Raw genomic sequence first — 24,103 nt, forward strand, 5'->3', positions numbered from 1 at the left:
TTACTTTAGACGGCGAGGCTATGAAGGAGGACGGAGAAGTGGGCATATTCCAACCAGAAGAGACCCATGAGTCACGATCATCCAGTAAGTCTTTCGCGTTGCGGTGGAAGCATGAGAACTTGCGTCAAATGGCATTGATCGCGATATTCTCAATTGCGCTTGCAATCATGATCTTGTTAGTCGTTTACGGTCAGGCCGGGAAGCAGGTTTCACTGGTTATTGACGGCAAAGCTCAAGTGGTAGAGACTCGTACAGGAATGCTTCAGGAAATGCTGGAGGAGCAGTCAATCACAGTCAGCCCTCACGACAAGGTATCCATGCCCATGAATGGGGCGATTACAGACGGAGACCGAATCGTTATTGAGCGGGCCGTTCCAGTTAAAATCACGGCAGACGGAGACACCAAGACTCTTTATACAACCGATTCATCGGTACAGGGTGTAATTCAGCAATCAGGTATTCAAGTTGAAGATCATGATAAAGTGTATCCAGCGCTCGGAACCGCAATTAAAGCGGATATGAAGATTCGTGTAGTGCGTGTAACAAAGCATACAGTGGATGTGAAACAACCGATTGCTTACAAGGTTGTGAAAACGGCAGACCCAAGTTTGTTCCAAGGAGATAACCGTGTTGTAGTGAAAGGCAAGGAAGGCACAATTGTGCAACATATCGAAAAGGTATTTCAAGATGGAGAACTCGTCTCCAAAAAAGTGGTAGGTAAAACGGTTGCCACCAATCGTGTAGATAAAGTGATTGCGGTAGGTACGAAAGCTAAACCGGTTGTGAAGGAACCTGAGGTTCAATTGGTATCTGCCAAAACTTCGACGACCAAAAAAGCTGTAACAACGAACTCGAAGAAAACATCTGCCTCGGGCAGCAAGGTGATTACGGTCTCCGGGAATTCTTTTAAATACTCTAAAGTTTTGAAAAATGTATCGATGACAGCCTACTCTTCTGAAGAGCCGGGTATTGGTACAAAAACAGCTTCCGGTACTCGTGTAACGGAGGGGCGCACCATTGCAGTTGATCCCAAGGTCATTCCAATCGGCTGGTGGGTATACATTGAGGGCCTCGGCTTCCGTCGTGCGGAAGATACAGGCGGCGCTATTAAAGGCAACAAAATTGACGTTTATTATGACAGTGTGAAGCACGCCCTGAATTTCGGACGTAAAAAAGGCAAAACGGTCTATGTGATTGGTCCAGTTAAGCCGGAAGCGAACTAAAATCGTTTTACTTTGAAATGGGAATGCTATAAAATAGTTGCATGAATGATTCATGCGGAATATGCGGCGGAGGGGTCTGAATTCAGTCTCCTCCGCCGTTTGGCAGAGAAGAGGATATTCCTCTTCTTTTTGCGTTAGAAAGGAAGAAAAGGAACATGATAAAAGAAGTGATTGTTGTGGAGGGTCGTGACGACACGGTAGCGATTCGTCGGGCGGTCGAAGCGGATACGATTGAAACCGGAGGCTCTGCCATTAATCAGCGTATTCTGAAGCGAATTGCACTTGCTCAAGAGAGACGTGGCGTCATTATCCTGACGGATCCGGATCATGCGGGAGAGCGTATCCGTAAAATTATTGCCAATAAGGTTCCTGGTTGCAAACATGCGTTCATTCCAGAGGCGGATGCAACGCGCAAAGGAGATATCGGAGTAGAGAATGCTTCACCGGAAGCTATTCGTCATGCACTTGCTCGCGTACACACATCCTATGAGGGCGCACCTAGTCTAATCGATTGGGAGGACCTCATTGAAGCAGGATTGATCATACACCCGCAAGCAGCCGCACGACGTATGGAGATGGGTAATCTGCTTGGTATCGGGTATTGTAACGGCAAGCAGTTCCATAAACGGCTGAGTGTATTTCAGATTACAAGAGAAGAGTTCTCCACTGCATTAGCGCAAATCGAACGTGAAGGAATGTGAGCATATGAAGGATATGGAGCAAACCATTGAAATAGCAACACCCAAACGTACCAAAGAAATTATTCAAAAGCATGGATTCTCTTTCAAAAAAAGTCTGGGTCAGAACTTCTTGATCGATCAAAATATTTTGAACAAAATCGTAGGCGCGGCTGATTTGGACGAGTCCAAGGGAGCGCTGGAGATTGGTCCGGGTATCGGAGCACTTACAGAGCGTCTTGCGCGTATAGCGGGTCCTGTTACAGCGGTTGAGATTGACCAGCGCCTGTTACCGATTCTTGGAGAAGTGATGGAACCATACCCTAACGTGCGCGTTCACCATGGAGATGTACTCAAGCTGGATTTGGCAGAACTATTTGCCACGGACTTTGCCTCCGTTGATAAGGTAAGTGTAGTAGCGAACTTGCCCTATTATGTAACGACTCCGATCATGATGAAGCTTTTGGAGGAAAAGTTGCCAGTGGATAGCATTGTGGTCATGATACAGAAGGAAGTAGCCGAACGCATGGCGGCTGCACCAGGTTCCAAAGATTATGGTAGCCTAAGCATCGCCGTGCAGTATTACAGTATGCCCGAACTGGTCTGTGTGGTGCCGCCTACTGTATTTATCCCACAGCCTAATGTAGAGTCGGCGGTAATTAAACTGAAGGTGCGTGAGCACCCACCAGTACAGGTTCCGAACGAAGCACACTATTTCGAGGTGGTACAGGCTTCTTTTGCCCAGCGGAGAAAAACAATCTCCAATAATCTCAAAGCTCGTTTCTTCACCAAGGAGAACAGAGAACAGGCAGACATCCTGTTAGAGCAGGCAGGTATTCAACCTTCACGGCGTGGTGAGACATTGAGTCTACAGGAGTATGCAACCCTTAGCACCGTAATGTGGGAAGCTGGGGTTCGCGGCGAGCTTTAATTTCAATGAACCAATCCGGGTCTCTGCCCATACGATGGGGTAGAGGTGATAATGGTGATGAATATCGGAGACTTGGTCGTTCGGAAGTCATACGGCGGCGATGTGACTTTCCGGGTAGAAGGACTCCAGTCGGACGCTGCGGTCATTAAAGGGACTGAGTTCCGGTTGCTGGCAGACTCCCCGGTGAACGATTTGATACAGGTTCCTTATGAACCACAGAGCGCTAAGACACGCCAGGCACATATTAAAGCTCATCAGACGCTCTCACGCTTGCAGCAGAATCGCATGGAGCAGGCTGAGCGTAATCGGGAAGGCCTGATGCAAGAATGGACTGCACAGCAAGAACCCGCCTATTTTGAAATGCCAGGTAAGGTACTGCATTTGGATGGCGACCCGAATTATCTGAAGAAAAGTATGAATCTGTATGAACAGCTTCGTGTTCCTGCAGAAGGGCAGTATGTACATGAGTCAGCGATGGCTGATACGTTATATCGTCTGCTACCCAAAGTTCGTCCGGATATCGTTGTGATCACGGGTCATGATGGTGTGTTAAAGACACGCCAGCCCTATGACCTCTACAGTCTGGGGAGCTATAAGAATTCGCAAAACTTTGTCTCGGCTATTCAAGTTGCAAGGCAATACGAGCGTCATCTGGATGCGCTGACGATTATTGCAGGAGCATGCCAGTCTCACTTTGAAGCACTGCTGCGTGCGGGTGCGAACTTTGCTAGTTCGCCAGGGCGAATTCTCATTCATGCACTTGATCCGGTCTACGTGGCTGCTAAGGCTTCCTTCACGTCTGTTCGTGATACCTTGAACATGAATGATATACTGCATAACACGATTAGCGGCATTCAAGGTGTAGGCGGTGTGGAAACGAAGGGAAGTTACCGGGTAGGATTGCCGGGACTTAATGATCTGTCTACGCTAAAAGTGAATCCATCCGCAGTATGATTTATTCATGTGGCAGTACAATAATGAAGTCATGTGAAGTTCACATTGCGATTCGAAAAAGGCCCTGAAAAGGGCTTTTTTATTTTGCGAAAAAATTCATTGACAACGACTTTTTAGTGCTGATATAATATTTAGCTTTGATTTGACAATGACTGTAAAATACAGTATAATGGACAAGAAAAGAGGTGGACGTCCACAATGGCTAAAAATACGCTGTTGGATATCAAACGCAATCTCGATGCACATATTGGTCAGAAAATCACGCTGCGGGCTAATGGTGGCCGCCGTAAGACGATTGAGCGTACGGGTGTATTGGAAGAAACGTACCCTTCTGTTTTTATTGTAAAGCTTGATGAGGAACAAGAAACCTTCAAGCGAGTATCATACAGCTATGCGGATATACTTACGGAGTCTGTGGAAGTCATGGTCTTTGAGCCGGGCAGTGAGACTAGCTCTTACAACATGGAAACGTAAGCATTGGTTTACGGGCGATTCACCTATAGGTGGGTCGCTTTTTTGTATGCAGGAATGACTACGGAATGCAGGCGGCATACTATGTGGACAGGTCCTGGGAAAGCTCTCTGTTAAGACGGGGATGTTATACCAGGACTTGGGGCTTGGGGATGAACAATCCCGAATTGAAGGGACTCATTGTGTCTTGAATAAGATATGGAGGAGGATGGTTCATGAGTCGGAGAAGAAGAAGTGTCATGTCGGAGGAACTGAAGTACGAGCTGGCGAAGGACCTGGGCTTCTATGATACCGTTCAGCAGGAAGGCTGGGGCGGAATTAAAGCCAAGGATGCCGGTAACATGGTGAAACGAGCGATTCAAATGGCTGAGCAAGCAGCGCGCAAATCATAATCAGGTTCATCCAGATTGGAGAGCGGGGCAATTCTCAGGAATCACCCCGCTTTTTCCCCATAGATGTGGAATACAAATGACTTGACAGCCCCATTTTGATATAATATGTTAAGTTGTCTTAGGGAAAAGGTGAGGACGGGTGAACGTCTTGAAAATTTACGAAAAAGCGCCTGCTAAAATTAATTTGATGTTGGATGTTCTACATAAAAGAAGTGATGGATTTCATGAAGTTGAAATGATCATGACGATGGTTGATCTGGCGGATCGACTGGAGATGTCGGAACTTCCTCGAGATACGATTGTCATCTCAAGCCAAGCGGGTTATATTCCGCTGGATGAGAAGAATCTGGCCTTTCAGGCGGCAAGACTAATTAAAGAACGTTACAACGTGCGTACAGGGGTCCACATTCATCTGGATAAAAAAATTCCGGTAGCTGCTGGCCTTGCCGGCGGTAGCAGTGATGCAGCCGCAACGTTGCGTGGATTAAACCGTCTATGGCGGCTGAATATACCGGATCAGGAGTTGCAAGAGCTTGGTGCAGAACTGGGCTCGGATGTTCCGTTCTGTATTACAGGCGGCACTGCACTGGCAACAGGGCGGGGGGAGAAGTTAACCCCGATTCCTAATCCGCCTCAGTGCTGGGTTATTTTAGCCAAACCCCCAATCAATGTGTCCACAGCAGATGTATATGGACGATTCCGCAGTGACAAGATTGTTCGGCATCCAAGTGCATCCCGAATGGAGCAGGCGATTCGAAGCCAATCCTTTACAGAGGTGTGTAGTCAGCTGGGTAATGTGCTGGAGGATGTGACGCTCAAGCTGTATCCGGAAGTGCAGCATCTCAAAGATGCGATGATTCGTCTTGGAGCAGACGGAGTGTTGATGTCTGGCAGTGGACCAACGGTATTTGGACTTGTGTCCAAAGAAGCCAAAGTTGCACGTATTTATAACGGACTTCGGGGGTTCTGCAAAGAGGTATACGCTGTACGGTTGTTAACGTAAATTTACTATTTATAATGTACAAACACGTATAAAGGTGGTATATTTTTAAATAATTATTCGGATTTGGATGTTTCCGTGATCGTGAGGATGGATCTCTGTGAAGAAGTTAAAACGAAGCGCAAGGCTGGTTGAAATGACGCAATACTTATTATCCAGACCACATACGGTGATTCCGCTCACCACATTTGCCGAACGTTATGGTGCTGCCAAGTCGTCTATTAGCGAGGACCTGGCTATTATCAAGGAAGTGTTCGAAGAAGGTGGGTCGGGAGAACTGCATACGCTGGCAGGAGCTGCTGGTGGGGTGAAGTGGATTCCGAAAGTATCGGAAGAACATGCTCTTGCTTTTGCTGAGCGGCTGTCTACACAGCTTGCGCAGCCGGATCGGATTTTACCGGGAGGGTATCTGTATATGTCAGATCTTCTTGGACAGCCGGCCCTGATGAATGAAGCGGGCAAAATCTTTGCAACGGCTTTTGGCGATATGAATATTGATGTAGTCATGACGGTGGAAACCAAAGGCATCCCGCTAGCTTATGCGACTGGAGCCCAGCTTAACCTTCCTGTTGTACTCGTTCGCAGGGACCATCAGGCTACGGAAGGATCAGCCGTAAGTATTAATTATGTATCGGGATCGCACAAAAGTCTGCATACCATGTCCCTATCTCGCCGGGCGATGAAAGAGCATTCCCGTGTACTGATCGTGGATGATTTCATGAAAGCCGGAGGTACCGTTCAAGGCATGATTGATCTGCTTGCAGAGTTCAATGCAACGGTGGCGGGAGTTGGCGTGTTGGTGGAATCGGGTTCGGTAGATTCAGAGGAGCGTCTGCTGACGGATTATGTATCTCTCGCGAAGCTGACAGCGGTTGATGCCAAGAGCAGACACATTTCTGTCTCGCCGGGTAACTATTTCGACCTGTAGAATAATGACGAATTACATGTCGGGAAAGGTTCTTTTCCATCGACCTGGCACTAACGTTGTCGAATTGTGTATTAAATAAAAAAATTCCTGAAATTAGGATATTTTTATGGTCGTGAAAAGAAGGAGTTCGTATAGGCTGTGTGGAATTATACACCAAGTTCTGATGGAAAAAGGTGGTGAACACACACATGCAAATTACGGATGTCAGACTCCGCCGCGTTAACTCGGAAGGGAGAATGAAAGCTATCGCATCCATTACCATCGATAACGAATTCGTCGTTCATGACATTCGTGTCATCGATGGTAACAACGGAATGTTTGTTGCAATGCCGAGCAAGCGGACTCCTGACGGAGAGTTCCGTGATATCGCCCACCCGATCTCTTCTGGTACGCGTGAGAAGATTCAGGCAGCAGTATTAACTGAGTACGATCGTGCAGCTACTGAGGAAGAAGTCATTGAAGAAGGTGCCTGAGAACATTATTGGGGTTCGAAGGAAAAGAGAGCCATGTCTTATGGCTCTCTTTTCTTTTTGATCGGAATAAGATATATTCAGTATTGAGTTTATTCAAAAGAGAACCGGAGCGCATCCTGCGTTCGGTAGCAGAGCGGCATCTTAGGAATCGTTGGGATTCAGTTAAGCTCGCAGGTACACGGCGTTACTTATGAGGTCATGATCCACTCGTGACTATGTTGTTACGCGTGATTACAGAGACAGCAGGCGATGAACAAGACCGGCTTGAAGCCGGCTGAATGATTCTCATTGGAGATGAATGTGTAAGGAATTCAATGGGGTTTTCAGAACAGGAGGTCGTTAATTTTGAAACGCATGGCAATTGTTCTAGCCGCAGGGCAGGGCAAACGAATGAAATCCAAATTGTACAAAGTACTGCATCCCGTATGCGGTAAACCGATGGTCGGACATGTGCTGGATGCAGCGCTTCGTGCAGGCGTTGAACGCAGCGTAGTTGTTGTCGGACATGGGGCCGAAGCGGTGCAGTCATTTTTAGGTTCCAGAGCGGAGTACGCTCTTCAAGCGGAACAGCTCGGTACTGGTCATGCCGTGAAACAGGTCAAATCCCTGCTCGGTAATGAACATGGGTCAACGATTGTAGTCTGTGGCGACACACCTCTCGTTACCAGCGAAACGTTGGAAGGTCTGATGAAGTTGCATGAGGAAAGTGGCGCAGCCGCTACAGTACTCACAGCTGAGCTCGATAATCCTAAGGGATACGGACGCGTAATCCGCGGGCAAGATGGTTCCGTACAACGAATCGTTGAACAAAAGGATTGCACACCGCAAGAAGATGCCGTAAAGGAAATTAATACAGGCACGTATTGCTTTGACAATGCAAAGCTGTTTGCCGCACTGGAGAAGGTTACGAACCAGAACGCGCAGGGCGAGTATTATCTGACAGACGTTGTCGGCATTTTCAAGAGCGAGGGCGAAGTCGTCGAAGCTTATATGTCTGACGATATCGCTGAATCCATCGGGGTTAATGACAGACTTGCTCTTTCACAAGCAGAAGCATATATGCGGGAACGTCTGGCTGTGCGCCATATGTTGAACGGGGTAACGATTATTGATCCTTCATCGACATATATCGGAGCAGATGTTACGATTGGATCAGACACAGTACTGTATCCGGGAACCGTTCTTAAAGGCACTACTTCGATTGGTGAAGCATGTCATATCGGTCCTCATGCAGATATTGAAGACAGTATCATCCAAGATGGTGCTGCGATTAAACATTCGGTGCTATCCCAGGCAGAAGTTGGTCCTGATGCAACCGTAGGTCCTTTTGCCAATCTGCGCCCTGGCACCAAGTTAGGTCGTAACGTAAAAATTGGTGACTTTGTTGAAGTAAAAAATGCTACAATTGATGAAGGATCTAAAGTGTCACATCTCAGTTATATCGGGGATGCGCAGGTAGGTAAGAACGTAAATGTTGGTTGCGGGGCAATAACGGTCAATTATGATGGATATAATAAAGCTATAACAACCATTGAAGATGATGCTTTTGTAGGTAGCAACGTTAATTTGATCGCACCGATTACGGTTGGTAAAGGCGCTTATGTCGTTGCAGGCTCCACCGTAACACATTCCGTTCCTGAGAATGATCTGGCGATTGCTCGTCCACGTCAGGAAAACAAAGCAGGTTATGCGGAGAAAATCCGCGGACGTGCAAAAGCCAAGAAACAAAACGCCAAACCCGAATAAGGGGTTTTGATAACCAATTGCCTCCCGTTACCCGGGAGGTGCCGACATGTCGCAGACGCTTATAGATTCCAATGAACCAGCACGGAGGGTTTTTATTTTATGACTTATTTTGACTCGAAATTAAAAATATTTACTTGCAATTCTAACCCCAAGCTTGCTCATCAAATTGCTGATTATATCGGGATTCCTATGGGTGAATCTCATACAACCAGCTTTAGTGATGGCGAGATTCAAGTGAAACTCTCCGAGAGTGTTCGTGGTTGCCACGTATATATCGTGCAGTCAACTTGCTTGCCGGTTAATGACAATCTGATGGAAATGCTGGTCATGATTGATGCATTAAAACGTGCATCGGCCAAAACAATCAACGTAGTTATCCCGTATTACGGCTATGCGCGCCAAGATCGCAAAGCACGTTCACGTGACCCGATTACGGCCAAGCTGGTTGCCAACCTGATTGAAAAAGCAGGCGCAACACGTGTAATCGCAATGGATTTGCATGCGATGCAGATTCAGGGATTCTTCGACATTCCAGTCGATCATCTGCTGGGTGTGCCGATTCTGGCGCAATATTTCCGCTCGAAACAGATCGAAAACCCGGTTGTAGTGTCACCTGACCACGGTGGTGTGGTTCGTGCGCGCAAACTGGCTGATTTCCTGAATGCACCGCTTGCGATTATCGACAAACGTCGTCCTGAGCCGAACGTCAGCGAAGTTATGAATATTATCGGTAATATCGAAGGCAAAACAGCGATTCTGATAGATGACATCATTGATACTGCCGGAACAATTGTACTGGGAGCGAATGCTCTGATGGAAGGCGGCGTGAAGGAAGTATATGCATGCTGTACTCACCCGGTATTGTCTGGCCCTGCGATGGAACGTTTGGAAAATGCACCGCTGAAGGAAGTCATCGTGACGGATACAATTCCAATTACACATGCAAATCCAACAAGCAAACTTAAAGTGCTTTCTGTAGCACCATTGCTTGGGGAAGCCATCATCCGGGTTCATGAGGAATTGTCAATCAGCAAGCTGTTTGAAATTGAATAGGATGTCTGCATAAAGTAGTAGAGGGGTTACGTCTTCCGGTTGAACGGAAAATGTAACCCCTGTCGGCGTGCCGTTTTTAATGTGATAGAAAACCGCCTGGCGCATTAATATCCCGGGCGGGAAATAAAACGGAAGCGGCGTCTGTGAAAGAGTGTATCGGCAATTTCGACAAATTGACTATCGAAACGGGTAATCACACCAATCTCGATATGGGTATCACGGTCGTACACCTGCACAGGCACGTGATGTTCCAGATGATAAATAAAGTCACTATGTTGAGTCAGTTGTCCGTTATCTTCGCGCAAAACCCGCTCACCTTCCTGGGTGGATAAATGTTCAATACGTACTTTCCTGATATTATATGAAATATAACATTCGAAGTCTATGCCTCACCTAATGGATGCTCGAAGGAGGGAACAAGATGAAGTGGATTGTCGGACTTGGGAATCCAGGTTCAAACTATGCCAAAACCCGGCATAATATCGGTTTTATGGCACTGGATCGATTGGCAGATCGCCATAACATTTCGATTACACAGAACAAGTGTAAAGCACTGATCGGAGAAGGCAACATTGGAGGCGTCAAAACAGTACTGATCAAACCGATGACCTATATGAACCTCTCGGGTGAATCGGTACGAGCTTATATGGATTTTTATAAAGTGAACCTGGAAGATCTAATCGTTGTATACGACGATATGGATACAGAAATAGGCAAGTTACGATTGCGTTATCAGGGTAGCGCCGGTGGACATAATGGAATCAAGTCCATTATTCAGCACACAGGTACACAGCAGTTCAACCGGGTTCGTATGGGGATATCAAGGCCTGATTCGGGACATGCCATTGTAGACTACGTACTGTCAACGTTCATGAAGAAAGAAAAAGAAGCGCTGGAGCAGACGATTGAGCAAACATGTGATGCGCTGGAATATAGTTTGACGAATACGTTCGAGCAAACGATGGCGAAATTCAACGGCTGATGCATTCCAGTAATATGGAATTTACACTGAAAAAAAGATTAATTGACGACTTTGATTCGGACAACCTGGGCATACTGGATGTATAAACCATGTTCAGGAGGCATAACTATGTCAGTGAATTATGTATGTCGGCATTGCCGTACCTTTATTGGCCAGATTGATTCGGCTAAAATTACGGAAGCACAGCTCGGTTTTCATTTCTTGACCCCCGACGAGCGGAGGGATATAATAGCGTATAATTCCGGTGGTGATGTTACCGTTCGGATTACATGCGATTATTGTAAGGAAGCGTTGGAACACAACCCCGAGCTGAGCCTGCTTGCAAATCCGCTCCAGTAGCTATTGCCTGTAGGGATTTAATTAATGCTATGGAATGGATAAATGTTGAAAAATGACAGAGAGGATGACCGCAGTTACAGCGGTTTGCCCTTTTTATAGCCTTGGCAGCCTGCTGAGGCTTCTTTTCAGTTGGGACAGAATCAAGGGTATATTCAACTTTGTAATAGGATTCAGAGTGGTCCTGTAGGAACAGATGTGGAAATGTTTGGAGTAATCCTTTATGATGAAACAGGACAAAAAGGAATAAGTATCCAGTTTTTAAAAAATTCCAATGACCGAAGATGCTGCACATCGATGTGCAATAATCTATAATCAAGAAAGTTATAAGAGAGGTGCCCCTTTTGTTACAAGCACTCATACAGGCTTTTTCCAAAGATCCGGACTTTGCGTCCATTACAGCCGGGGTTAAATCCGGCATGAAGGAGCAATTGGTTTCGGGCCTATCCGGTTCGGCTCGTCAGATCATGCTGGCTACGCTGCACCAAGAGATGGATCGACCACTGCTCGTCGTGACACATAATATGTTTGCCGCACAAAAAATAGCGGAAGATTTACAGGAAGCGCTTTCATCAGATCAGGTGTTGATCTATCCTGCGAATGAACTTGTTGCTGCTGAGGCAGCGGTATCTAGTCCGGAGACACTTGCTCAGCGCATTGAAGTATTGGTTCGTTGCGCCCAGGGTTTCAGGGGCATTGTTGTCATTCCTTTTTCAGGGGTAAGACGTTATGTTCCGCTCCCGGAAGTCATGGCAAATGCACATATCCAGATTAAGCAAGGCAGCACGCTTCAACTGGATTCGTTCTTGCTTGAGATGGTAACGCTTGGCTATGAACGTGTTGAGCGAGTTGAATCTCGCGGAGAGATGAGTGTACGTGGAGGCATTATCGACTTCTATCCAGTGACTTCATCGATTGCATATCGGGTGGAGTTATTTGACGACGAAATCGATTCCATTCGTACATTTGACCCTGCGGATCAGCGTTCCATTGAACGGATAGAGGAAATTACTGTTTTGCCATGTAAAGAGTTAATCGCTGATCAGGAGCGTATGGAGAAGGCAGCGGATACGGCAGCAATTTTGCTTGAACAGCAGCTGGAGAAAATGACAGATCGCCAGGCCAAGTTGCGCCTTCGGGAAGAGATGCATCGGGAGATTGAGTTGCTGCGTCAGCATGTCTACTTTTCGGAAATGTACAAATACATCTCCCCGCTTTATCCTGAAAATAAAACGATTTATGACTATATGCCAGAAGATACCATTCTAGTGATGGATGAGCCGGCGAGATTGTCGGAAACCTCGAAACAACTGGACAGAGACGAATCGGAGTGGAACTTGCATCTGATGCAAAATGGTAAAACCTTGCCGGATCTGCCGTTATCGGCAGATGGGGATGATTTGCTCTATGAGCGTCCATTCCAGACCATCTTTATGTCGATCTTTTTGCGTCAGGTTCCGCATACCCAGCCACAGAATATTCTGAACTTTATCAGCCGTGGCATGCAGGATTTCCACGGACAGATGAACGTGCTGAAGGCGGAGATGGAACGCTGGCAGAAAGCCGGTGTTCAGGTGTTGATGCTTGCGAATGGTGAGGAACGGATGGACCGGATGCGCCGGGTATTGCAGGATTACGACATTCCTGAGCCGGAGATGCTGAATGGCAATTTGCAAACGGGATTTGAGATGCCGTCCATTCATTTGGCGGTGATCACAGAAGGTGAGATGTTCTCACAGAAGCAGCGTAAAGCCCGTAAACCGATTCGAAACATCGATAATGCCGAGCGTATCAAATCCTATAGCGAGCTGAAAGTGGGCGATTATGTCGTTCACCAGAACCACGGAATTGGTAAATACCTCGGGATTGGTACGCTTGAGGTTGCTGGTATTCACAAAGACTACATGCACATTCTGTATGCAGGCGGCGACAAATTGTCTGTTCCGATTGAACAGATTGATCTTATTCAGAAATATGTGGGTTCCGAAGAGAAGGAGCCTAAAATATACAAGCTGGGCGGTAACGAGTGGACACGGGTTAAAAATAAGGTTCGTTCATCCGTTCAGGATATCGCCGATGATCTGATCAAGCTGTACGCAGAACGTCAAACATCTAAAGGCTATGGGTTCGACAAGGATTCCGCAGAGCAACAAGAATTCGAAGACATGTTCCCTTACGATGAGACACGTGATCAGATGCGCGCGATTGAAGAAATCAAAAAAGATATGGAACAAAACCGTCCCATGGATCGTTTATTGTGTGGAGACGTTGGTTACGGGAAAACTGAAGTTGCGATTCGGGCTGCATTTAAAGCGGCAATCGAGGGCAAACAGGTAGCGGTATTGGTTCCGACCACAATTTTAGCTCAGCAACACTATGAAACGTTCCGTGAGCGGTTCTCCGGTTATCCGTTTAACATTCATGTTCTTAGCCGATTCCGTTCCCGCAAGGAACAGAATGAGACCGCCAAAGGTATCAAAGCCGGTACAATAGACATTGTTATTGGTACGCATCGCTTGCTGTCACAGGATCTGGTGTTTAAAGATCTGGGATTGCTTATTGTCGATGAGGAGCAACGTTTTGGTGTAACACATAAAGAGAAGCTCAAGAAGCTCAAAACCAACGTGGATGTGTTGACCCTCACGGCAACCCCGATTCCGCGTACTTTACACATGTCCATGTTGGGTGTACGTGACTTGTCCGTTATTGAGACACCGCCAGAGAACCGTTTCCCCGTTCAGACCTACGTGGTAGAGCATAGTCAGGCTCTTGTTCGTGAAGCGATTGAGCGTGAGTTGGCGCGTGGTGGTCAGGTATATTATCTCTACAACCGGGTACAAGGCATTCAGGAGATGGCAGCCGAAATCTCGGATCTGGTGCCAGAAGCCAAAGTGGGTGTTGGGCATGGGCAGATGACAGAAACCGAGCTGGAGAAGACGATTCTCGACTTCCTGGACGGAGAGTATGATGTGCTGGTGAGCACGAGTATCATTGAAACAGGTGTGGACATTCCGAATGTAAATACACTCATTGTGCATGATGCAGACAAAATGGGACTTTCCCAGCTGTATCAGTTGCGTGGACGGGTAGGACGGTCTAACCGGATTGCCTATGCGTATTTCACATACCAACGGGACAAAGTGTTAACCGAAGTTGCCGAGAAGCGTCTGCAATCGATCAAGGAATTCACAGAGCTTGGTTCAGGCTTCAAAATTGCAATGCGAGACTTGTCCATCCGTGGGGCCGGTAACCTGCTTGGAGCAGAACAGCATGGCTTTATCGCCTCCGTCGGGTTCGATCTGTACTCACAGATGCTGGCGGAAGAGATTAACAAACGTAAAGTTACCATGCTGGGTGAAGAGCCCGTTCCTTCTGATCAGTGGAATACAACGCTAGATCTCAGTATCGATGCCTACTTGCCATCGGATTATATTTATGACAGTATTCAGAAGATTGAGATCTATAAAAAGGTCGCAGTGATTGCTTCCTTCGACGATGCAATGGAACTGGAAGACGAACTGGTTGACCGCTTCGGTGATTTACCGGAAGCTGTAATTAATTTGATGGCAGTAGCCCGCCTCAAAGTGTATGGCAAAATCTATGGTATTGAGTCCATCACACAGCGTGGCGATGATCTTACAGTCAAGTTCTATGAAGGACGTGAACATGCCTTCGAGTTGTCAAAAATCGCACACATTGGAAATCAGTTCGAAAGACGTGTACAATTTGAACAAGGACCCCATATGCTGATTCATGTCAAAGGCAAGGGTCTTGGGGATAAGCAACTGATGGAGCTGGTAGAAAAGTTTCTGGAATCCATGAAGACTGCTTTTAAATCAAAGGGGGAACTAAAAGATGTTAGCAAAGTATAAAAAAGTGGGAAAAGTGCTGTCCGTAGGTATGGTAGCAGTACTGTCCCTGTCCTTGCTTGCTGCATGTGGCAAGAAGGAAGAAGCAAAAGCACCGGAATCAACAGATAAAAGTGCTGTTGTAGCTACGTATGATGGTGGCACAATTACAGCGAATGAATTCGACATGGAACAACGTGTCATGAAATTCCTCTATCCGGAATATGCACAAATGATGGAGATGGATGATTTTAAAGAATATCTCGTGAAGCAAGAGATTGCTTATGAATATTTGAGTGGCAAAGCAAGTGAAGATGCCAAAACGGCTGGAGCCAAAACAGCATCTGAACAATTCGACAAAATGAAGGCTTCCGTGAAGGAAGAGCAATGGACTGAAATGTTAAAGACTCAAAAACTGACAGACCAAAACATTAAAGATTACATGACCCGTATTATGACGGTAATCAAAGATAAAGAAACAGGCGTAACCGAAGATGCCATGAAGGCAGAGTTTGAGAAAAACAAAGATCAGTATACAACAGCTTCTGTACGTCATGTGCTGATTACTTTTAAAGATCCTAAAACGCAAAAAGATCGTAAAAAAGAAGACACGTTGAAGCTTGCAAAAGAAGTAAAAGCGAAACTGGATGGCGGCGCTGATTTTGCTGAGATTGCGAAAAAATATTCCGAAGATCCGGGATCTGCTGAAAAAGGCGGACTTTATGAAAATACACCTGTTGCGAATTGGGTAGATTCTTTCAAGGAAGCTGCAAAAACATTGCCGCTGAACAAAATCAGTGATCCGGTTGAAACAGAGTACGGTTATCACATCATGAAAGTGGAAGCACGTACGGAAGCAGATTACTCCAAGTTGACGGCAGAGCAAAAAGAGACACTGAAAAGCCAACTGGCGGCTGCTCAAATCGATACGTTTATGCAAAAAGAGCTGGATAAAATCATCAAAGAAGTGAAACTTCCAAAAACGGAGAAAAAAGAGGAAGGCACTACTGAAGGTTCGACAGGTACTGGTACAGAAGGCACGAAAACAGATGGATCAAAAACCGATTCTAAAGGTACAGATGCAAAAACAGATCAAGGTACAACAGGAACAGACAAAGATGCAAAAACCGAAGAAGGTACAAGCAGTAAATAGTCTGATTCACAGTGATTTTAACATGCGTTTCAGAGAAGCCTAAGAAGCTTGCTGAACCGGGTTATATTCACCGTAATATGGACAACCTATAACGAAGTACAGGGAGAACTACGGTTCTTTCTGTTGCTTCGTTTTTTGGTTTACATGGAGCGTAAACGACTGGAGATACAATTTTTATTACTTTATAAAAAAGTTAAACCACGATATTCCGCAAAGCATGTATAAGGATATGGGAACAGATGAATACTATGGTCAAGAAATCACACTAAACGTTCTGGGACTTTCCTCTACCCATTAAGGAACAGTAGTTGAAAAATCTTCTCGAGAAAGTGGGGCAACATGTAAATGAAAGCTACTGGTATTGTCCGCCGTATAGATGACCTGGGTCGTGTGGTCATTCCTAAAGAAATCCGTCGTACGTTGCGTATTCGTGAGGGAGATCCGCTTGAAATTTTTGTGGATCGGGATGGAGAAGTTATTCTTAAAAAATATTCGCCTATTGGCGAACTTGGTGATTTTGCCAAAGAATATGCGGAATCGTTGTATGAGAGTACAGGTCACGTTACGATGATTTCTGACCGGGATACCATTATCACGGTGGCAGGCGGCTCCAAGAAAGAGTATTTGGATAAACAGGTTGGCAGCCTTGTGGAGAGTTGCATGGAAAACCGTAAGACAATTATGGAAGCAACCAATGGTACTTATGAGCTTAGCAAAGATCATGACGAGACGTTATCCTCTTTTGTTATCGCGCCAATTATCTCTGGTGGTGATCCCATCGGAACCGTTATCCTGTTCAACAAGGATGAATCCGTGAAGATGTCTCAGATGGAGACCAAAATGGCTGAGACGGCTGCTGGCTTCCTTGGCAAACAAATGGAACAATAGATAGCAGATGGACTCCTGTGAGCCTGAACCGGGCATACGGGAGTTTTTGCTTTTTACATATAAGTTGAACTATAGGTATTTACACAGGTACTCCGATGACAGAATAACCTGGAGAGTAGCGGTTATCCCCAGGATTTTTTTTGGATTTCCTTTTCCAAAGGGGGAAAATCCGGTGATAAAGGCGAGGCATATGCTTCCGATGCAGCTTTCTTTCAGGGAGGCTAGAGGTTTTGATCTGATCACAGGTTGTGGCTCAAAGGATGTTCGTATTGTGTGCCTTCTGGCAGGTATAATAGCAAAGGAAGCTTTATGCTTCGTTGAATGCCAGAATACACATGGAAGGAACCGGGAAATTGACAAAACAGCCATCTTCAGGAACAAGGCTGCTACAGGGTGCTTTTATCCTTGGGCTTGCCGCCATTATCTCCAAAATCATTGGTGCTTTTCAAAAAATTCCTCTTCAAAATCTGGGGGGAGACGGTGTCTTTGGTATCTACAATACGGTCTATCCGTTATATATGCTCATTATTACGCTGGCTGCGGCTGGGTTGCCCTTGGCTGTATCCAAATTTGTAGCTGAACAGAATGCCCTCGGCAGACCAGACGAGAGCCGAAGAATTATACGAATATCTTCGATGTTGCTTGGCGGATTAGGCATGATTACCGCGATGGTGATGTATGGAAGTGCGCCGTGGATTGCAGGTCTGATTGGGAATCAGCATGTGATTCCTTCCATCCGTGCAGCATCCCTGGCCTTGTTATGTGTACCGCTGATGACGGGTTTACGTGGATACTTCCAGGGGATGCAGCAGATGGTGCCTACAGCGGTATCTCAGGTGGTCGAACAGACGGTGCGGGTCACGGTCATGATTGTGGTGTTATTATGGCTGATCCGCCAGGATGCTTCGCTTGAAACGGTTGCTTCCGGGGCAATGTTAGGCTCGGTAGCCGGAGGATGTGCAGGGCTCATTGTCATGTTGGGATTCGTATATAGACATCGGCGGAAAGAGCAGGAAGTACATTCGATGGATAGAGAGCCGATGTACATAGAAGATCGCAAGAAAAAGGGCGAGGCAGTATGTGAAGAGTCTTTGGATTCAGGGGCAGATCGGCATACCGAAGTAGTGGAACATGACGTTGCAGTAGTTGGAGGAAGCGGTCAAGTTCGGAAGATCAGACGCTCAAATGCCGAATGGATGCGTACTTTGCTTGTCTATGCCATTCCGGTTTGTCTTGGATCGCTGGCAGTGCCCCTGATGAATCTGGTGGACACCTTTACCGTTCCACGTCTGCTACGTGGTGAAGGGCTGGATGATATGCAAACGATGGTATCCTTCGGCATATACAACCGCGGATTGCCGCTGGTGCAGCTGGTGACGATGCTTGCCACGTCACTCTCGGTGCTGTTTATTCCGGCGATGGCCGAAGCGCGCCTGAAGGGCGGGCCAGAAGCCGTCAGGAAGCAAGCGGGCATGGCGCTGCGCTGGTTCTGGCTGATCGGTCTGGCAGCCTCTGCAGGACTTGCGGTGCTGGCAGACCCGATTAACCGCATGCTGTACGGGGATGCCGCAGGCACCGAAGCATTGCGGTATATGGCGCTGACGGCTGCAGGTAGCACCGTCAGCATCATCGCGGCGGCGCTGCTGCAAGGCCTCGGCGCCGTGCGTGCTCCTGCGTTCAGCATGCTGGCCGCCGCAGGCGTCAAGGTGCTGCTGAACGTCATGCTTGTGCCAGCGCTAGGCATCAGCGGCGCGGCACTTGCAGGGGCAGCCGCCTATATGCTGGCGGCTGGCCTGAATGTGGTGCTTCTGGCGCGGCTCACCGCCATGCGCCCTGCTCTTGGCGCCGTCTTGGCGAAGCCGGCGCTGGTGATCGCCGCCATGAGCCTGGCGGCGCTAGGCATGGCCTGGGCCGCCGAAGCAGTGCTCGGCGGCTTGGGCATCGCAGCCACGCATCGGCTGGCTGCGATGGGCGTGAGCCTGCTGGGCATTGCCGCAGGCGCAGCCGTGTTTGTGCTGGCCGCGGCCCGGACAGGGTTACTGACCGCCGCAGAGCTGGCGGCCTTGCCGAAGCTGGGGCCGCGTCTGGCGCAGCTGTTGCGCAGACTGCGTGTACTGCACTAGCCAAATCATAGTTGCTATAGTGTAAGTTGATGGAGAGCCAGTACGATTGAACAGCGATGAAACAGCTACGCGGATGCAATTATAGGATGTAGACAGATTCTGGTATAATACGTTTAATTATTGAGCGCCATCCTGTTCAGATAAAAAAGAGAGATGCTCATGCGCACATTGAAATGGTACATGAGTTAGAGGTCGCTCGGAAAAGCAGGATGGTTCGGATGGAGGTTAAGTGTAATGAGTGCAGCTTTGACAGTGGTAGGTCTTGGATCTGGAGATGCGGACCAACTGACTTTAGGTATTATTAAAAAAATGAAACATGCGGCTACATTGTATGTACGCACATTGGATCATCCTGTCTTGAATGATTTACAGCAGGAAGGGCTAGAGATGACGTCGTTTGACACAATCTATGAGTCCAAATCCTCCTTCCCGGAGGTTTACGATGAGATTGCGAACCAATTAATCGACGCGGCTCGTAGCAGCGATGCAGGCACCGAGATTGTCTATGCTGTACCAGGCCATCCAATGGTGGCCGAAGCCAGTGTACGACTTTTGAAAGAACGTTGTCCGCAGCAGGGCATTTCCTTACGTATTATGGGCGGAGAGAGCTTCCTGGATGAAGCCTTTATCCGACTTGGATTCGACCCTATTGAAGGCTTTCAACTGCTTGATGCAAGTAGCCTCAGCCCCGAATTGATACAACCCCAGCTGCATACGTTGATTGGACAAGTCTACGACGGTTTTACTGCATCCGATGTGAAGCTATGTCTAATGGAAGTATACCCGGATGATTATCCGGTGTTTGTGGGTCATGCACTTGGTGTACAAGATCAGGAAGTCATCCATAAGGTACCACTGCATGAGTTGGATCGTACCCCCGGATATGGGAACCTGTCGCTGATCTATGTGCCGAAAAATACAGATGATGCACTACGCCGCCGTTCTTTCGCGCGATTGCACGAGATCGTAAACATTCTTCGCAGTCCGGGTGGCTGCCCATGGGATCAGGAGCAGACACATCAGTCGATTCGTAAAAACCTGATTGAAGAGACATACGAAGTGATTGAAACTATTGATGAGGATGACCCGGATCACATGAAAGAAGAACTGGGTGATCTGTTGTTGCAAATTATGTTGCATTCTCAGATGGAGGAAGAGGTTGGCACATTCAACGTATATGACGTTATAGAAGGACTTAATGACAAGTTGATTTTCCGTCACCCGCACGTATTTGGCGATAATCAAGCCGAAGACGCGAATGAAGCCCTGCAAAACTGGGAACAGATGAAAGCAGAGGAGAAAAAACGTAAAGGCCAGGACGTAGAAAAAACTTCCGTACTGGACGGTATCCCCCGTGATCTGCCTGCACTTATGAAAGGATATAAGCTCCAGAAGAAGGCCGCCAAAGTTGGCTTTGACTGGGATGATGTGGAGGGCGTTTTTGCCAAGATCGAAGAAGAACTGGCTGAACTCAGAGAAGCGGTACAGCAAGGGCATGATGCAGAAGCACGCAAGCTTGAACTCGGTGATGTGTTATTTGCCACGGCGAATGTGGCACGTTTTATTGACACAGATCCGGAGGAGGCTCTTGCCGCCACGAACCGCAAGTTTGTGGCAAGGTTTCAGTACATTGAGGATCGGTTGCGTGAACAGGGCAAAACACCTGCGGAAAGTACGGTAGAAGAGATGGAACGGTTCTGGCAACAGGCAAAGAAGGCCGGGCTCTGATTTTACTGATTTGTAAAAATACCCAGACACCGTATTCCATCAGGCTCGGCAGTGTGTTATGATGATACGAACGTGTGTTCAGCATTATATTGAGTCTGGTGTTTGAAGAGACATCATATCGGGTACTGGACTAAGATGATTCTCTGTCATGCAACGGCATAAGTTAAAAAAAGTCGTTGGTCAAGGCAGGAATTTAGCATGAAAGCCAGAATACATGTGTAGTAACCGTGCGAGAATCAACTTGGTTATTTTAAAACAGCCAAGGCTCGCAGATACTTTTTTTTCAATTTGGGAGGCTTTTAACATGAACAAAACAGACCTGATCAACAACATTTCAAACAAAAGCGGTTTGACAAAGAAAGATGTCGAGTCCGTATTGAACGGCTTTTTAGGAGAAATTACAGATGCACTTGCCAGCGGAGACAAAGTACAATTGATCGGCTTTGGCACTTTTGAGACCCGCAAACGTTCTGGTCGTACGGGACGTAACCCACAAACAGGGAATGAGATTGTGATTCCTGAGTCCACTGTTCCTGCATTCAAAGCAGGTAACAAACTTAAAGAAGCTGTAAAATAATGCGTCTTGATAAATTCCTGAAGGTATCTCGGTTGATCAAACGCCGTACTGTAGCCAAGGACGTTTCTGAACAGGGACGTGTTCTTGTAAATGGACGGGAAGCCAAGCCCAGCGCTGCTGTAAAGGTAGGCGATGAGCTGACGGTTCAGTTCGGTCAGAAGCTAGTCACCGTGAAGGTGGAGCGTCTTTCTGAGAGTACCAAGAAGGATGAGGCAAGCAGCCTCTATACCTTGGTTAAGGAAGAGCCGATTGCCAAGGATAACGGGATGGATTGGTAACAGAAATTTCTGATACATCTTTAGATCATTTAAATGAAGCGTTCTCCCAGTAAAGGGAGGACGCTTTTATGTTTTTTCCCAGAGACAAATGGAAAGATCAAAGAGACAGGAGTTCTAATCTGGGTATCTCATCCATAAGCTAGGTACAAAAGAAGGAGGGGTACATGCCATGGCTGAGCACGGAAAAGCTAAACAACACTATCTAAACATGCAAAATAGGAAACTGCTGGATCTAACAGGGGTTTCGAATGTGGAGAGCTTTGACAGTGAGGAGTTCTTGCTACAGACCGAACTTGGGCATCTGACGATCCGGGGGCACAATTTACATATCAAGAACCTGAGCCTGGAGGAAGGTCTTTTATCCATTGAGGGTACGGTTAGTTCACTTCAGTATCTCGATCCCGGTTCCCAGTCCAAAAACAGTAAAGGCCTGTTTGGCAAGATGTTCCGATGATTCTGGATGCGCAGTGGATCACACTGACCTGGATGGTGTTATCGGGAGTTGTGATGGGTGTAGCTTATGACAGTTACCGGGTACTGTCAGGACAGCTGCGATTTCCGAGGTGGAGCATCCACACGTTAGACCTGTTGTATTGGGTCGCTTCCGCACTGTTCGTTTTCCGGATGTTGTATGCCGGAAACCACGGACAGTTGCGGTTTTATGTCTTTTTGGGGCTGATTATCGGAGTTTGCTTCTATTTTTGGCTTTTAAGTGTTACAACCCAGCATTTTGTGGTAATGTTAATTAAACTCGCGAGAACACTCATCCAGTGGTGTGGACATATCCTTAACATCCTGATTGTTGTGCCAGCGAAGGGAATATACAGATTGGTTCGTGTAATATTTGGTTTCATCATCGCGATCCTGCTATTCCTGGGCAAGCTGGTGTTGCAATGTTTAATCCCTTTCGGCAAGTTGTTCCGCTGGATGTTTAGGCCGCTACTGAGATATTGGGTAACGCCTCGATGGATGATCCAAGCGGGTACAAGAATTGCAGCGATATGGAAACGCTGGTTTCAAGGAGGTCGTCCGGGGAATGAGTAGAACACCTGTGGGTAGTAAGAAGAGCCCAGCTAACCAGGGAAAATCTGCTGGTGCACGAAGGCGTCTGATGCTTTGGTTGACATTTGTTGCTGTATTCGCGATCTGGGCAGGATATACGTTTCTTGTACAGAATGCGCAAATTTCGGACAAGAGTGATTACTTGGCCACACAGCAAACTTCGCAGCAGGATACGCAGAAACAGCTCGAGCAGCTGAAGTATGAGGTCAGTCGGTTGAAGGACCCTGAATACATAGGACAGCTGGCACGAAAAAAAGGTTACTATCTTCCTGAAGAAACACCAATTCAGGTCGAAGGGTCAGGGAACTGATGGAATCCAGTCTTTTGCTAAGCAAGGTTTGTTTTCCATGAGTCTTATGCGCGTAAACCGGAAAAAATAGGCGTTACAATGGGGTAGTGCTCAGTTGACCTTGGTTTATGGCATAAGGTATAATTACATTTAGCACAGCATGATTTTGGCATTCAAAAAATCGGGTTGTATATTTTTAAGGGAGGATCATTTTATTCTATGGCAATTGAAGTGGGCACCAAGTTAGAGGGCAAGGTGACAGGAATCACGCATTTTGGAGCATTTGTGGATCTGTCAGGAGGTGTCACGGGTCTCGTTCACATCTCGGAAATCGCCGACAATTACGTCAAAGATGTCAACGACCACCTGAAGCTGAATGACCAAGTCACAGTAAAGGTTATCAACGTTGACAAAGACGGCAAGATCGGACTTTCCATCAAACAGGCTGTTGACAAACCGGTAGAGCAACAAACTCAATCCAGACCCCCAAGAGCTCCTAGACCGGAACGCAGTGGAGGAGATCGCGAACGATTCAGCGGCGGAGGCCCAAGTGGTGGCCAAGGTCGTGGTGGTGGCGGCGGTGGATTTAACCGTGACCGCGGAGGCCGTTCTTTCAAGCCCGCAGCAGGCAAACCTTCATTTGAGGATAAAATGTCACGCTTCCTGAAAGATAGCGAGGAACGGATCTCTTCGCTCAAGAAGAATACAGAAGGCAAACGTGGTGGCCGCGGCGCTAAGCGTGTGTAATCTGTTTCAACCTGATTTGAATATATAAGTAAAACCGTTAGCCTACTGGCTAACGGTTTTTTTGTGCTTATTTTATATAATCTGATGACCATTTCATATTTCGATGAAACATCGGCTAGGAGTTTATTTTTAGGTAAAACGCGACATGATTTCTTCATGATTTACATTGTGCAGGGGAGAATAAGAACATTTGTCGTCTCCCATTTTTTACCGACAGGTTTCCATGGCATTCTCCAGTTATTCT

At 47.0% G+C, this 24,103-nt stretch carries 25 protein-coding genes; 24 read left to right on the top strand and 1 reads right to left on the bottom strand.

All coding sequences use genetic code 11. From position 1 onward, the window contains the following. The first annotated feature begins 38 nt into the window (after positions 1-38). From MHI38_RS16425 to MHI38_RS16475, 11 genes are all read left to right on the top strand, one after another. Positions 39-1,223, top strand: coding sequence for a 3D domain-containing protein (locus MHI38_RS16425; protein WP_090924601.1), 1,185 nt, complete (start codon positions 39-41; stop codon positions 1,221-1,223). 155 nt (positions 1,224-1,378) lie between these two features. Continuing rightward, complete coding sequence (gene rnmV / locus MHI38_RS16430) at positions 1,379-1,924, top strand: ribonuclease M5 (protein ID WP_090924602.1); 546 nt, start codon at positions 1,379-1,381, stop codon at positions 1,922-1,924. 4 nt (positions 1,925-1,928) lie between these two features. Continuing rightward, entirely contained in the window at positions 1,929-2,831 is a 903-nt protein-coding gene (gene rsmA / locus MHI38_RS16435) for a 16S rRNA (adenine(1518)-N(6)/adenine(1519)-N(6))-dimethyltransferase RsmA (protein WP_373323338.1), read from the top strand. A gap of 57 nt (positions 2,832-2,888) precedes the next feature. Beyond that, a complete protein-coding gene (gene yabG / locus MHI38_RS16440) occupies positions 2,889-3,785 on the top strand; it encodes a sporulation peptidase YabG (protein WP_090924604.1) in 897 nt (298 codons plus the stop codon). Between the two features lie 198 nt (positions 3,786-3,983). After that, positions 3,984-4,259, top strand: a complete 276-nt coding sequence (gene veg / locus MHI38_RS16445; RefSeq protein WP_154892094.1) for a biofilm formation stimulator Veg — start codon at positions 3,984-3,986, stop codon at positions 4,257-4,259. Between the two features lie 212 nt (positions 4,260-4,471). Continuing rightward, the gene (locus MHI38_RS16450; RefSeq protein WP_090924606.1) at positions 4,472-4,648 is read left to right on the top strand and encodes a small, acid-soluble spore protein, alpha/beta type; all 177 of its coding nucleotides are present in this window, start codon (positions 4,472-4,474) and stop codon (positions 4,646-4,648) included. A 148-nt stretch (positions 4,649-4,796) separates the two neighbouring features. After that, entirely contained in the window at positions 4,797-5,651 is an 855-nt protein-coding gene (gene ispE, locus MHI38_RS16455; protein ID WP_154892105.1) for a 4-(cytidine 5'-diphospho)-2-C-methyl-D-erythritol kinase, read from the top strand. A 97-nt stretch (positions 5,652-5,748) separates the two neighbouring features. Further along, positions 5,749-6,576 carry a pur operon repressor gene (gene purR, locus MHI38_RS16460; protein WP_090924607.1) on the top strand — a complete coding sequence of 276 codons (828 nt, stop codon included), beginning with the start codon at positions 5,749-5,751 and terminating at the stop codon, positions 6,574-6,576. 188 nt (positions 6,577-6,764) lie between these two features. Further along, on the top strand, positions 6,765-7,049 hold the full coding sequence (spoVG, locus tag MHI38_RS16465) for a septation regulator SpoVG (protein ID WP_017691372.1): 285 nt from the start codon (positions 6,765-6,767) through the stop codon (positions 7,047-7,049). A 354-nt stretch (positions 7,050-7,403) separates the two neighbouring features. Continuing rightward, complete coding sequence (gene glmU, locus MHI38_RS16470) at positions 7,404-8,795, top strand: bifunctional UDP-N-acetylglucosamine diphosphorylase/glucosamine-1-phosphate N-acetyltransferase GlmU (RefSeq protein ID WP_373323339.1); 1,392 nt, start codon at positions 7,404-7,406, stop codon at positions 8,793-8,795. Positions 8,796-8,894: 99 nt separating this feature from the next. Then, positions 8,895-9,848 carry a ribose-phosphate diphosphokinase gene (locus MHI38_RS16475; RefSeq protein ID WP_017691370.1) on the top strand — a complete coding sequence of 318 codons (954 nt, stop codon included), beginning with the start codon at positions 8,895-8,897 and terminating at the stop codon, positions 9,846-9,848. Between the two features lie 104 nt (positions 9,849-9,952). On the opposite strand, the gene MHI38_RS16480 is transcribed toward MHI38_RS16475, so the two are convergent. Beyond that, a complete protein-coding gene (locus MHI38_RS16480) occupies positions 9,953-10,153 on the bottom strand; it encodes a hypothetical protein (RefSeq protein WP_090924609.1) in 201 nt (66 codons plus the stop codon). 116 nt (positions 10,154-10,269) lie between these two features. Between MHI38_RS16480 and pth the strand changes: the two genes are divergently transcribed. From pth to MHI38_RS16545, 13 genes are all read left to right on the top strand, one after another. Further along, the gene (gene pth, locus MHI38_RS16485) at positions 10,270-10,830 is read left to right on the top strand and encodes an aminoacyl-tRNA hydrolase (RefSeq protein WP_341181444.1); all 561 of its coding nucleotides are present in this window, start codon (positions 10,270-10,272) and stop codon (positions 10,828-10,830) included. 108 nt (positions 10,831-10,938) lie between these two features. Further along, on the top strand, positions 10,939-11,169 hold the full coding sequence (locus MHI38_RS16490) for an anti-sigma-F factor Fin family protein (RefSeq protein ID WP_090924611.1): 231 nt from the start codon (positions 10,939-10,941) through the stop codon (positions 11,167-11,169). Between the two features lie 341 nt (positions 11,170-11,510). Then, positions 11,511-15,038, top strand: a complete 3,528-nt coding sequence (gene mfd, locus MHI38_RS16495; protein WP_154960448.1) for a transcription-repair coupling factor — start codon at positions 11,511-11,513, stop codon at positions 15,036-15,038. Continuing rightward, positions 15,022-16,167, top strand: coding sequence for a peptidylprolyl isomerase (locus tag MHI38_RS16500; RefSeq protein WP_154892091.1), 1,146 nt, complete (start codon positions 15,022-15,024; stop codon positions 16,165-16,167). The genes mfd and MHI38_RS16500 overlap by 17 nt, the downstream gene beginning before the upstream one ends. 345 nt (positions 16,168-16,512) lie before the next feature. Next, entirely contained in the window at positions 16,513-17,055 is a 543-nt protein-coding gene (spoVT, locus tag MHI38_RS16505; protein ID WP_090924614.1) for a stage V sporulation protein T, read from the top strand. Positions 17,056-17,390: 335 nt separating this feature from the next. Then, entirely contained in the window at positions 17,391-19,178 is a 1,788-nt protein-coding gene (locus tag MHI38_RS16510) for a putative polysaccharide biosynthesis protein (RefSeq protein ID WP_341181445.1), read from the top strand. A gap of 234 nt (positions 19,179-19,412) precedes the next feature. Next, positions 19,413-20,906 carry a nucleoside triphosphate pyrophosphohydrolase gene (mazG, locus tag MHI38_RS16515; protein WP_341181446.1) on the top strand — a complete coding sequence of 498 codons (1,494 nt, stop codon included), beginning with the start codon at positions 19,413-19,415 and terminating at the stop codon, positions 20,904-20,906. Between the two features lie 304 nt (positions 20,907-21,210). Continuing rightward, entirely contained in the window at positions 21,211-21,483 is a 273-nt protein-coding gene (locus tag MHI38_RS16520; protein WP_090924617.1) for an HU family DNA-binding protein, read from the top strand. Then, positions 21,483-21,761 carry an RNA-binding S4 domain-containing protein gene (locus tag MHI38_RS16525; RefSeq protein ID WP_341181447.1) on the top strand — a complete coding sequence of 93 codons (279 nt, stop codon included), beginning with the start codon at positions 21,483-21,485 and terminating at the stop codon, positions 21,759-21,761. The genes MHI38_RS16520 and MHI38_RS16525 overlap by 1 nt, the downstream gene beginning before the upstream one ends. A gap of 169 nt (positions 21,762-21,930) precedes the next feature. Then, positions 21,931-22,215, top strand: coding sequence for a sporulation protein YabP (gene yabP, locus MHI38_RS16530; protein ID WP_090924619.1), 285 nt, complete (start codon positions 21,931-21,933; stop codon positions 22,213-22,215). Next, complete coding sequence (yabQ, locus tag MHI38_RS16535) at positions 22,212-22,805, top strand: spore cortex biosynthesis protein YabQ (RefSeq protein ID WP_221788850.1); 594 nt, start codon at positions 22,212-22,214, stop codon at positions 22,803-22,805. Before yabP ends, yabQ begins: the two co-directional genes overlap by 4 nt. After that, positions 22,798-23,133 (top strand): septum formation initiator family protein, encoded by a 336-nt coding sequence (locus MHI38_RS16540; protein WP_090924621.1) that lies wholly within the window; start codon positions 22,798-22,800, stop codon positions 23,131-23,133. The genes yabQ and MHI38_RS16540 overlap by 8 nt, the downstream gene beginning before the upstream one ends. Before the next feature lie 198 nt (positions 23,134-23,331). Further along, complete coding sequence (locus MHI38_RS16545) at positions 23,332-23,859, top strand: S1 domain-containing RNA-binding protein (protein WP_090924622.1); 528 nt, start codon at positions 23,332-23,334, stop codon at positions 23,857-23,859. The last annotated feature ends 244 nt before the right edge of the window (positions 23,860-24,103 follow it).

It is taken from the genome of Paenibacillus sp. FSL K6-1558 (genome assembly GCF_038002565.1).
GTDB classification, from domain to species: domain Bacteria; phylum Bacillota; class Bacilli; order Paenibacillales; family Paenibacillaceae; genus Paenibacillus; species Paenibacillus polysaccharolyticus.